The sequence below is a fragment of the Rhizobium moroccans genome (assembly GCF_057559155.1).
Window position 1 is genome coordinate 51,559 of sequence record NZ_JBHFJG010000005.1, and the last position, 11,600, is coordinate 63,158.

9 protein-coding genes are annotated in these 11,600 nt (G+C 63.8%); 7 read left to right on the forward strand and 2 right to left on the reverse strand.

All coding sequences use genetic code 11. The features are described 5' to 3' along the window. The first annotated feature begins 221 nt into the window (after positions 1-221). The 4 genes from ACE04I_RS04055 to lpxK all read left to right on the forward strand — a co-directional run bounded on the left by ACE04I_RS04055 (position 222) and on the right by lpxK (position 3,789). A complete protein-coding gene (locus ACE04I_RS04055; protein ID WP_046797439.1) occupies positions 222-464 on the forward strand; it encodes a DUF4170 domain-containing protein in 243 nt (80 codons plus the stop codon). Positions 465-632: 168 nt separating this feature from the next. Then, a complete protein-coding gene (waaA, locus tag ACE04I_RS04060; RefSeq protein WP_046797458.1) occupies positions 633-1,952 on the forward strand; it encodes a lipid IV(A) 3-deoxy-D-manno-octulosonic acid transferase in 1,320 nt (439 codons plus the stop codon). Further along, positions 1,949-2,677, forward strand: coding sequence for an HAD family hydrolase (locus ACE04I_RS04065; protein ID WP_487206651.1), 729 nt, complete (start codon positions 1,949-1,951; stop codon positions 2,675-2,677). Before waaA ends, ACE04I_RS04065 begins: the two co-directional genes overlap by 4 nt. A gap of 77 nt (positions 2,678-2,754) precedes the next feature. Continuing rightward, the gene (lpxK, locus tag ACE04I_RS04070) at positions 2,755-3,789 is read left to right on the forward strand and encodes a tetraacyldisaccharide 4'-kinase (protein WP_137326912.1); all 1,035 of its coding nucleotides are present in this window, start codon (positions 2,755-2,757) and stop codon (positions 3,787-3,789) included. Here lpxK and ACE04I_RS04075 read toward each other — a convergent pair. Beyond that, positions 3,786-4,019: a DUF2093 domain-containing protein gene (locus ACE04I_RS04075; protein WP_046797442.1), complete on the reverse strand. Its 234-nt coding sequence runs from the start codon at positions 4,017-4,019 to the stop codon at positions 3,786-3,788. The genes lpxK and ACE04I_RS04075 overlap by 4 nt on opposite strands. 66 nt (positions 4,020-4,085) lie before the next feature. Continuing rightward, a complete protein-coding gene (gene mutL / locus ACE04I_RS04080; RefSeq protein WP_046797443.1) occupies positions 4,086-5,933 on the reverse strand; it encodes a DNA mismatch repair endonuclease MutL in 1,848 nt (615 codons plus the stop codon). A gap of 339 nt (positions 5,934-6,272) precedes the next feature. Between mutL and ACE04I_RS04085 the strand changes: the two genes are divergently transcribed. From ACE04I_RS04085 to ACE04I_RS04095, 3 genes are all read left to right on the forward strand, one after another. After that, the gene (locus ACE04I_RS04085; protein ID WP_046797444.1) at positions 6,273-7,937 is read left to right on the forward strand and encodes a response regulator; all 1,665 of its coding nucleotides are present in this window, start codon (positions 6,273-6,275) and stop codon (positions 7,935-7,937) included. A gap of 120 nt (positions 7,938-8,057) precedes the next feature. After that, positions 8,058-9,413 carry a putative bifunctional diguanylate cyclase/phosphodiesterase gene (locus ACE04I_RS04090; RefSeq protein WP_046797445.1) on the forward strand — a complete coding sequence of 452 codons (1,356 nt, stop codon included), beginning with the start codon at positions 8,058-8,060 and terminating at the stop codon, positions 9,411-9,413. Between the two features lie 127 nt (positions 9,414-9,540). Continuing rightward, the gene (locus ACE04I_RS04095; RefSeq protein ID WP_487206652.1) at positions 9,541-11,586 is read left to right on the forward strand and encodes an oxidoreductase; all 2,046 of its coding nucleotides are present in this window, start codon (positions 9,541-9,543) and stop codon (positions 11,584-11,586) included. Positions 11,587-11,600: the final 14 nt, after the last annotated feature.

The following is an 11,600-nucleotide window of genomic DNA, read 5'->3' on the forward strand; positions in this document are numbered from 1 at the left end:
CGACGGCCGGCCGCTCGTCTATAATCGTGAGGGCGTCACCCACGGCATACTTTGCGCCGGCGCCGAACATGCGCTCGACCGCCTGATGCGGCATCTCGTGCCGTGAACGGCTCCGGAAGTCGTCATTGCGGCGCCGTGCTCACGCGTTCTTTTGGTTGACCTTTCCGGAGGAATGCCGCAGAGGAGGGCTCGGGGGGACTGTTAATGGACGGTAACGGAAAATGACGGAAACGAGCGAGAAAAAGCAACTTCTGCATCTGGTTTTCGGTGGCGAGCTGGAGAGCCTCGAAGGCGTTCAGTTCAAGGATCTGTCCGGTCTCGATATCGTCGGGATCTACCCGGATTACGCCAGCGCCCTTGTGGCATGGCGCGCCAAGGCGCAACAGACCGTCGACAACGCGCACATGCGTTACTTCATCGTTCACATGCATCGCCTGCTCGATCCGGAAACGAAATCGGCCTGACGAAAGATCTGTTCCGAACAAGTTTGTCTAAGCGGTGGATAAACCTCCAGCCGGTGCCGGAGACCCTTTTTTGACGCATTTGTAAAAGAGAAGAAACTCGTTTAGGACTATTTAATCAGAGGGTTTATCACATTGGGCGGCGGCGGCCGAATACTGGAGGCGGGCGCGGTGAGCAGGGGTTTGGCGCGTGTCGCTCTAGCCGGATACCGGATTGCCGGTATCGCTGCCTATCCGTTTGCCGGACCCTATCTCACCTATCGCGCCCTCAAGGGCAAGGAAGACCGCTCCCGCAAGCTGGAGCGTCTTGGCTATGCCAGCCTGCCGCGTCCGCGCGGGCCCCTCGCCTGGGTGCATGCGGCAAGCGTCGGCGAGACGATGGCGGTCATTCCGCTGATCCGCGAACTGCGTCGGCGCGAGATCCACGTCCTCCTGACCACCGGAACGGTTACCTCGACGGGACTCGTGAATTCCCGGCTTTCCGGCGAGGTCATCCACCAGTATGTGCCGCTCGACCTGAAGTTTCCGGTCACACGCTTCCTGCGCTATTGGCAGCCGGATATCTGCATCACGGCTGAATCGGAAATCTGGCCGATGACGATGGACGAGTTGGCGCGGCGTCACATTCCCCAGATTCGCGTCAATGCCCGCATGTCTGACCGATCCTTCGAGCGTTGGCGCAATAACGGAAAGATCGCCGAGACGCTGTTCGAGAAGATGGCGCTGGTGGTTGCCCAATCCGATCTCGATGCCGAGCACTATCGCGATCTCGGCGCATGGCCGGTGATCGTTTCCGGAAACCTGAAGAGCGATACCGATCCGCCGCCCTGCGACGAAGCGCTTCTGGAGCGCTACCGGGGAGAAATCGGCAGCCGCAGGACCTGGGCCGCGATCTCCACCTTCGAGGGAGAGGAAAAGGCGGCCGCCACGATCCACCGGGCGCTGAAATCGAAGAACGGCCAGCTCACCATCATCGTGCCCCGGCATCCGGAGCGTTGCGACGAGATCGAGACCATGCTGCAGGCGCAGGGGCTCTGGGTCGCCCGCCGGTCCCGCAACGACAAGATTACGGAAGAGACCGACGTATTCCTCGGCGATACGATCGGTGAAATGGGTCTCTACCTGCGCCTGACCGAGGTCGCCTTCGTCGGCAAATCGTTGACCGGGGAGGGCGGGCAGAACCCGCTGGAGCCCGCCATGCTCGGCTGCGCCGTGCTTTCCGGCAGCCATGTCCAGAATTTCCGCGATGCTTACCAGCATCTGATCCGCAAGGGCGGCGCCCGCATGGTGCGCGATGTCGAGATGCTGGCCAAGGCAGTGCACTATCTTCTCTCCAACGATCTCGCCCGTCGCAAGATGGTCGATGCCGGGCAGGAGGCGATGGAGGAGATGCGCGGCGCCCTTTCCGCCACCGTCAAGGCGCTGGAGCCCTATATCAACCCGCTGACGGTGACGGCGCGCCTGCAGCCGAGAAGTGCAGCCGCTCAATGAAGCCGGTAGACCTGTCCGGGATTGCGGGCATCCTCTTCGACAAGGACGGCACCTTGCTTCGCTACGACGAAAGCTGGGGACCGGTGAACCGCGAGGCGGCCCGCATTGCCGCGGCCGGAAACGCGGAAATCGAGCCGCAGCTTCTCTTCCTCGCCGGCATGGACCCGGTTTCGGGCCATACCAGGGCCGACAGCCTGCTTGCCGCGGGCAATGCCGCCGAGATCGCCGCCGGTTTTGTGGCCGCCGGCTCTCCGCTTGATGTCGGGGAGCTGACGCGCGAGCTCGACGCGCTCTTTCTGCGGGCTGCGGAATTCTCCGTGCCGGTGACCGACCTTGCCGGTTTTTTCGCCCGGTTGAAGGCGCGCGGCCTGAAGCTCGGCGTCGCCTCCAGCGATAACGAGCGCTCGATCCTGGAGACGGCCCGCCGCTTCGGCTTCGCCGAGCATGTGGATTTCGTCGCGGGCTATGATAGCGGGTTCGGCGTCAAGCCGGAGCCCGGCATGCTGCTCGGTTTCTGCGCCGCGACGGGGCTCGATCCGTCAAAGGTGGCCATGGTCGGCGACAACAATCATGACATGCACATGGGCGAAAAGGCCGGCGCGGGCGTGAGGGTGGCGGTGCTCACCGGCACCGGATCGCGCGAGACGCTCGAGGCCGCGGCCGACCTCTGCCTGGAGGACATCACCGTTCTCGAAACGCTGTTGCCGGAATGGCCCTTCGCCTGACCGGTTGCGGCGGACTTGCCTTTCGGGCAAAAAGCCGTCTTGGCACCGCTTCATTCCGGTGCTGTCGGAGAGTTTGTATGGTTTCGGAAGCGCCGCCATTCTGGTGGAACAAAGCCGATTGGCGTGCCTGGGGGCTCTCTCCCTTCTCCTATCTCTATGGGGTTATCGCCGGTCGCCGCATGGCGAAGGCGAGCCGCGCCGGCGTGATGGTGCCCGTCATCTGTGTCGGCAATTTCACTGTCGGCGGCGCCGGCAAGACCCCGACGGCGATCGCGCTTGCCCGCGCAGCGGTGGAAAAGGGGTTGAAGCCCGGTTTCCTCACCCGCGGTTATGGCGGCTCGCTCGACGTGACGACCATTGTGGAGGCCGGGCATCATCGCGCCGAAGAGGTGGGAGACGAGGCCCTGTTGCTGGCCCGCGAGGCGTTGACCGTCATTTCCCGCCGGCGGGTGGAAGGGGCGCACAAGCTCGTGGCCGAAGGCGTCGATCTCATCATCATGGACGATGGTTTCCAGAGCGCCAGGCTCGTGCTCGATTTCGCGCTGGTGGTCATCGATACGGTTCGCGGCGTCGGCAACGGGCATCTTGTTCCGGGCGGGCCGGTGCGCGCGCCGATCCCCGAGCAGATGCGCCAGCTTTCCGCCCTGCTGAAGGTCGGCTCGGGAAATGCGGCGGATGCGTTGGTGCGTCAGGCTTCCCGCGCCGGCAAGCCTATCTATGTAGCTTCGTTGAAGCCGCGAGGCGACAATGCGCTCGAAGGGCGCCCGGTTCTCGCCTTCGCGGGTATTGCCGATCCCGAGAAATTCTATCGCACGGTGGAGTCGCTCGGCGGCCAAATCGCGGCGCGCCGTTCCTTTCCGGATCACCACTATTTCAGCGAGGACGAGATCAGCGACCTCATCGCCGATGCGGAGAAGGAAAACCTTCTTCTGGTGACGACGGCCAAGGATGCGGTGCGGCTTGCCGGCCATCATGGGCCGGCGGAGGAGCTGGCGAAAAGAGCGCATGTGGTCGAAGTCGAGATGACCTTCGACGATCCGCAGGCGCCCGGCAAGATCATCGATGCGGCGATCGCCAATTGCCGCGAACGGCGGTTGAGGGAAAAGCTTTAGTTGCGGCTCTGGTTCGGCAAGGCGCCGGCGCGCTTTTCGGCCTCGAAGGAGGCAGCCGCGTCGACATAGGCTTCCTGCCGGGCGACGCTCCAGTAGCGCAGTTCGTCCAGAGGAATATGATTGCCCGTCATGGCGCATACGACATAGGAGCCGGCCGTCAGAATCTGGTAGTCGCCGTCGAGATACCGGATTCTTGCTTCGCGGTGTCCGCTTCCCTCGAAACGGTTCATCTGTCGTCTCCTGCGGAAAAACATGGGGATCGTCTACCCCGAGATACTTCCGATTGAAAGAGGTTTTCAGCTTCTGCCGAACAGGCGCTCGATATCGGCGAGCTTGAGTTCGATATAGGTCGGGCGGCCGTGATTGCAGGTGCCGGAGCCGGGCGTCGCTTCCATTTCGCGCAACAGCGCATTCATCTCCTCCGGCTTCAACCGCCGGCCAGAACGCACCGAGCCATGGCAAGCCATGGTGGCTGCGACATGTTCGAGCTTGCTTTTCAGCCCGCCCGCCGTGTTCCATTCCGCGATCTCGTCGGCAAGGTCGCGGACGAGGGAAGCCGCATCCACCTCGCCGAGCATGGCCGGCGTTTCGCGCACGGCGACCGCGCCGGGGCCGAAGCGCTCGATCGAAAGCCCGAAGCGGTCGAGTTCGGCCGCATGCGCCATCAGCCGGTCGCAATCCTCTTCCGGCAGATCGATGATTTCCGGGATCAGCAGCACCTGGCTCGCCAGCCGCTTGGCGTCGAGCGCCTTGCGCATCGCCTCGAAAACCAGTCGCTCGTGAGCGGCATGCTGATCGACGATCACCAGCCCGTCCTCGGTCTGGGCGACGATATAGTTTTCGTGGATCTGCGCCCGTGGAGCACCCAGCCGGTAGCGTGCTGCATCGGGCGCTGCGGCTGCCTGAGCGACGCTTTGCTCGGGCGGAATATCGGCGCGTGCGGTGGGCATTGTCAGGATATCGAAATTCGCCTGCGCCCGTTCCTCGAACCGCGTGGCCGGGTGAAATTCCGGCTGTCCCCAATCCTGCGGCTGGTAGCCATCGGGCCGGTAGGGCGATGCGGCAGGCGTCCAGGGCGCTCTCGGCGCGGGGGCCTGCGGCGAAAAACCGGGGCGGAAGGCGCGCATCATGCCGGCCGTGCCGGTCGTGGCGGCCCGGTCTCCTTCCCGCGCCATGGCCTCGCGGATCGCCCCGACAATCAGCCCGCGCACGAGCCCCGGATCGCGGAAGCGCACGTCGGCCTTGGCCGGATGCACGTTGACGTCCACCAGCGCCGGATCGAGGGTGAGCGACAGCACCGCGATGGGATAGCGCCCGGAGGGAATGCTTTCCGCATAAGCTCCGCGAATGGCGGAAAGGATCAGCTTGTCCTGCACCGGACGGCCGTTGACGAAGGCATATTGATGCGCCGAATTGCCCCGGTTGAAGGTCGGCACGCCGGCAAATCCGGTAAGCGCCACGTCTTCCCGCATCGCATCGATCTCGACCGCATTGTCCTTGAACTCGGCGCCCAGAACCTGCGCCATGCGGGCGAGATGGTCGTCTCCGGTCGAGGGGAATTCCAGCGTGGAACGGTCGGAGCCCGAAAGCACGAAGCGGACTTTCGGGAAGGCGATCGCCATACGCTTCACCACTTCGGTGATGGCGCCCGCCTCCGCCTTTTCCGTTTTCAGGAATTTCAGCCGGGCCGGGGTGGCGAAGAAAATGTCGCGCACCTCCACCACCGTGCCGGGATTTGCCGGCGCGGGCCTCACGCCGGTCGTCTTGCCGCCGACGACCGAAACCTGCGCGCCTTCCGCATCTCCCGCCCGGCGGCTGGTGATCGAGAGCTTGGCGACCGAGCCGATCGAAGGCAGCGCCTCGCCACGGAAGCCGAGGGTCCTGATATCGTCGAGAGTTTCCGAAATCTTCGAGGTGCAATGCCGTCTGATGGCAAGGTCGAGGTCGGCGGCATCCATGCCGGAACCGTTGTCGGTAATGCGCATGAGGCTCTTGCCTCCTGCGGCGGTGGCGATCTCGATCCGCGTCGCGCCGGCATCGATGGCGTTTTCGACCAGCTCCTTGGCGGCGCTGGCCGGCCGTTCGATGACCTCTCCGGCGGCGATCTGGTTGATGAGGGTTTCTGGCAGTTGTTTTACGGACATGCCGCATTTTCCCGGATTCGGCGGAGGATGGGAAGGGCCGCTCCTTCATTCCTCTCGTGGCTCCCCATTAATCCCGCCTTAAGATAAAGCCTCTAATTAGTTCAGGGATTGAAATATCGAAGAAATTTGGGAGAACCCTCCACTCTCCTTTCATGACCGATGTGGCGGCCGGCTGGACGCCGCCACGAACGGATCGGTCAGCCGGTTGCCACCAGGCCGGTCCCCAGCATGTCCCACACGACCCCGAAGGTAGCGAATGAAATGCCGAGAGGTATCGATCGGCAGGTGAACAGCCGTGTCCTGAATAGGGTTCGAAATAGCATACGGGGAGTCCGTCCGATGGATGATTTGGCGTCCGGCGACGCGAACATTCAGACTGCGATGCTGGAGGCGATCTCCGAGGCGATCTCGGGCGCCGTGCTTGTCTACGACAGGAACGATCTGATCGTTTTCGCCAGCCAGCAACTTCTCGGACTTCTGCCCGTTTCCAGAAAATTCCTCGCTCCCGGCACGCGGCTGCGCGATTTTCTCGGCGCAGTTTATGATGGCGGAGGACGCTTATCGAGCGACGGTCATGGCTCCCGCCGGATGATGAGCCGGGAGGATTGGATCGCCAAGCAGATCGCCACCCTCTGGAAGGAGCGTGCCGAGGCCGTGGAGCAGCGGGGCACCGATCGCTGGGTGAGCTATAGCAGGCGCCGGCTTCCCTCCGGCTACGGCATCTGCGTCGTCAGGGACGTTTCCGAACATAAGAAGCGCGAGGAACAGTGGCGGGCCGATCTCGACCGCGTGCAGATTACCGAGGAAATCCTCGATAATCTCCCCTTTCCCCTCTGCGTGCAGGACCACACTTTCCACTACGTCGCCGTCAACAAGGCGATCTGCCGCTCCTTCGATCGTCCGGCGGATGCCATTCTCGGCAGAACGATCCAGGAAATCCATCCCGACGCATTCGCCGAGCGCCTGGACGGCGTGAACCGGCAGGTTCTCGAAACCGGCAATCCCTCCACGATGCTTGAAGGCGTCATCCATGCGGACGGGACGGAATCGGTCATCGTCGTTCGCAAGTTCCGCATCGGAAAACCCGGCCGCTACCATGTCGTCAGCGTGCTGGAGGATGTGACCGCCCTCGACAATCTCGATCCGCAGACGCAAGGCGTCACCTCGTGGCCGGACGGAGTGGGGCCGATCTCCTCCGGCATAGGCGGGGTTGAACGGCAGGATGGAAACGCCGCAGACATCGTGCTCGAAGGGGCGGACGGTCGCCGCGTTCTCGTCGTTACCTCCGCCAGCACCACGGAAGCCGCGGCGCTCGAGACGCTTGCGGGCCTTGGCCTAGATACTTCTTCCGTGACGAGCCCCGAAGAGCTCGACCTGTTCCTTCGCATGGCGCATGAGGCGGCGATCGACATAGACCTCGTCATTGCCGATGCCGAGATGGATGTCCGTTGCCTGGGGCTTGCGGATCAGTACGGCATACCGGTTCTGGTGCTCGACGGCCGCTCTGCGGCGGATGATCTGGCCGCCTCGGTGCTGCGAAAGCTGCGGGATGAAACCGCCGCGGACGATATCGATTGGCAGGTCTGCGCCATGCCGGTGGTCTACGAGGGGATCGACGTCCTCGTCGCAGAGGACAACGAGGTCAACCAGATCGTCTTCTCGCAAATCCTCGAGGGCTTGGGCTATCGCTACGTCCTTGCCGCCGATGGCGAGGCCGCGGTCCGCCTCTGGCAGGAGCACAGGCCCCGCGTCGTGCTCATGGACATTACTCTGCCAAAGCGTAACGGTTTCGAGGCGGCGCGGGAAATCCGCGCGCTTGAAGGCGGTCTTCCGGCAACGCCGATCATCGGCGTTCTCCCCCAGGCTTTCGATCGGGATCGCGAGGCCTGCCTTGCTGCCGGCATGGACGGCGTGATCCTGAAGCCGATCAGCCCCGAGGCGCTGGAGGCGGTTTTCCAGACGCATCTGAACGGCGAGATGCGAAAGCTTCAAACCCACTTGTAGGTGCGGCGACTGTCGGCGATTTGCGGTCTGGTTACGAATGCGCGAATCCGTCAGGGCTATGAATTTTTTAATCTTTCTCTCGCATCCTTGCCCGAATTAGGGAGCATGGCGGAATTGGGTATGAAGTCGGCGAGCAATCCATTGCCGCAGGTCAGTCAGAATGAGCTGCAGGCGATGGCCTACAGCGACCCGCTGACGGGCCTCGGCAACCGGTACCGCCTGCGCGACAAGGTGCGCCTGCTTGCGGCCGAACGGGCCGACGACCCCGCGCCTTTCACCATCTGCATCGCCAATCTCGACGGGTTCAAGCCGATCAACGATCTCTTCGGGGCCGAGGCCGGCGACGAGATCCTCTGCCAGGTCGCCCACCGCCTGAAGGCCTGCATGCCGGACGGCGCCACCGTGACCCGCCACGACGGCGACGAATTCGCCTTCGTCCTGCCGCTCGTCTTCGAGCGCACGGGTGCCGAGCGCATAGGCCAGATGATGAAGGATGTCCTCTCCGCTCCCTACGATCTCGGTGATCGCAACGTCCGGCTCTCCGCCTCCTTCGGCTTCTCCATCTATCCTTTCGCGGGCGCGGATTTCGAGGAACTGCTGAAAAGCGCCGAAACCGCGCTCTATCGCTCCAAGCGCCGCGGCCGGGGCCAGATCACCGTCTATTCCCGCGAGATCGCGCAGGAGATGAAGCGTGCGACGCAACTCGAACAGGCGCTCCGCACGGCGGTTATCGCCGATGCCGTCGAGGCGCATTTCCAGCCGATCGTGCGCCTTCGCGATGGCGGAGTGGTGGGATTCGAGGCGCTGGCCCGCTGGATTGATCCCGATCTCGGCTTCGTCTCGCCCGGCGTCTTCGTGCCGCTTGCCGAGGAACGCGGCTTCATCGACGCGCTTTCCGAAACCTTGCTGCGCAAGGCCGCCGAGGCCGCGCTGTCCTGGCCGCGTGAACTCTTCCTGTCCTTCAATCTCTCCTCCGCCCAACTCATGGATACGGGAACGACGGAAGCGATCCTCGCCACGCTCGGCCGGGTCGGCCTCGATCCCGCGCGATTGGAGCTGGAGATCACCGAGACGGCCGTGATGACGTCTGCCGATACCGCGCATCGGATCATCACCGATCTGCGCAGGGCGGGCGTGCGCATCGCCCTCGACGATTTCGGAACGGGCCAGTCGAGCCTCGGGCGGCTCAGGGATTTCACCTTCGACAAGGTCAAGATCGACCGCGCCTTCGTCTCTCGCATCACCACCGACCGAGCTTCCGAGCATATCGTCAAGGCGATCGTCGCCATGTGCGAGGGGCTTGATCTGGAAGTGGTGGCCGAGGGCATCGAACAGAAGGGCGATGCGGAAAAGCTCAAGGCGCTCGGCTGCGGCATGGGGCAGGGCTACTATTACGGTAAGCCGGCCGAGGGCGCCGCCACGCTGCGCTATCTCCACGATCACTACCGCGACGTGGTCTTCGGCGAGCGTGTCTGACGCAAGACGGCTATCCTTTTTCGGGGAAAGCGCCGCTTGCTGGACATTAAGCGGCGCTGGTGACCGTCGCCATCTTGCGGCGAGTTGGCGATGATGCTGGAATGTCCACCTTTCGGCGTTCGAAGCGATGTCCTTGTCCAACGATCCCCTGCTGCAGCCCTTCCGCCTGAAACACCTGACTCTCAGAAACCGGCTGATGTCGACCGCGCATGAGCCGGCCTATTCCGAAGACGGCATGCCCACCGACCGCTATCGCCTCTACCATGTGGAGAAAGCCAAGGGCGGCATCGCGCTCACCATGACGGCTGGATCGGCCGTGGTCTCCGCCGACAGCCCGCCCGCTTTCGGCAACCTGCATGCCTATCGCGACGAGATCGTTCCTTGGCTGAAGCGGCTTGCCGACGACTGTCATGAGCATGGCGCGGCCGTGATGATCCAGCTCACCCATCTCGGCCGGCGCACCGGCTGGAACAAGGGCGACTGGCTGCCCGTGCTGGCGCCTTCGCCGATCCGCGAACCCGCCCACCGCGCCTTTCCCAAGGAGATCGAAGACTGGGATGTCGAGCGGATCGTCTCCGACTATGCCGATGCGGCGGCCCGCATGCAGGCGGCGGGCCTGGATGGCATCGAGTTCGAGGCTTACGGCCATCTGATGGATCAGTTCTGGTCTCCCGCCACCAACCACCGCGATGACGAGTTCGGCGGATCGCTCGACAACCGAATGCGTTTCTCGACGATGGTGATCGAGGCGGTGCGCAAGGCGGTCGGCCCGGATTTCATCGTCGGTATCCGCATGGCGGCCGACGAGGATTGGGAAAAGGGCTTCTCGCGCGAGGAGGGCGTGGAAATCGCCCGGCGGCTGGCAGGCTCCGGCGGGATCGATTTCCTCAACGTCATCCGCGGCCATATCGATCATGACGCGGCGCTCGCCGATGTCATTCCCATCCAGGGCATGCGCTCGGCGCCGCATCTGGATTTCGCGGGTGAGGTTCGCGAAACGACGAAGTTCCCGGTATTCCATGCCGCACGCATCGCCGATATTGCGACCGCCCGTCATGCGATCGCCACCGGCAGGCTCGACATGGTGGGCATGACGCGCGCCCATATGGCCGATCCGCATATCGCGCGAAAGGTGGCGGCGGGCGAGGAAGCCCGCATCCGTCCCTGCGTCGGAGCGACCTACTGCCTCGACCGCATCTACGAGGGCGGAGAAGCTCTCTGCATCCACAATGCCGCGACCGGCCGCGAGACGGAGCTCTCGCATGAGATCGGCAAGGCCGGGCACTGTCGCAGCGCGGTGGTGGTCGGTGCCGGCCCGGCCGGGTTGGAAGCGGCGCGCGTTCTGGCCGAGCGGGGCCATCGCGTCATCGTGCTGGAGGCGACGGGAGAGGCCGGCGGGCAAATCAATCTGCTTGTCCGCAATCCGCGCCGCAAGGAGATGATCGGCATCGTCGACTGGCGGCTTGCCGAGCTGGAGCGGCTCGGCGTGGAGTTGCGTTACGGCGTCTATGCCGAAGCTGACGACGTGCTTTCGCTCGGGCCGGACCTCGTGGTGGTGGCGACCGGCGGCATCGCGCAGGCGCCGGAACTGGAGGCGGGCGAGGACCTGGTGACCTCGAGCTGGGATATCCTGGCCGGAACGGCGAAACCCGCAGGCCCTGTGCTGCTCTTCGACGACAATGGCGGCCATCCCGGCATGAGCGCTGCGGAAGTGATCGCCGAAACGGGGGCGGAACTCGAACTCGTGTCCCCTGAGCGCTTCTTCGCGCCGGAAATGGGCGGCATGAACCATGTGCCCTATGCGAAGCTCTTTGCTGAAAAAGACGTGCGGGTGACGATCAACACCCGTCTCAAATCCGTCCGGCGCGAGGGAGATGCGCTGGTGGCCGTGCTCGGATCGGATTTTTCGAGGGATGCCGTGGCGGAACGGCGGGTGGCGCAGGTGGTGGTCGAGCACGGCACGATGGCCAATGCCGATCTTTATCTTGCTCTAAAGCCGCTTTCGAGAAATCTGGGTGCGGTGGATTATCAGGCGTTGATCACGCGCAAGCCTCCGCTCCCCGTCAAGCAGCCCGACGCAGGCTTCGATCTGGTCCGTATCGGGGATGCTGTCGCCAGCCGCAACATTCACGCGGCCATCTACGACGCCCTGCGTTTCTGTTCGCTTCTGTAGGAGAAAGGGGGGGG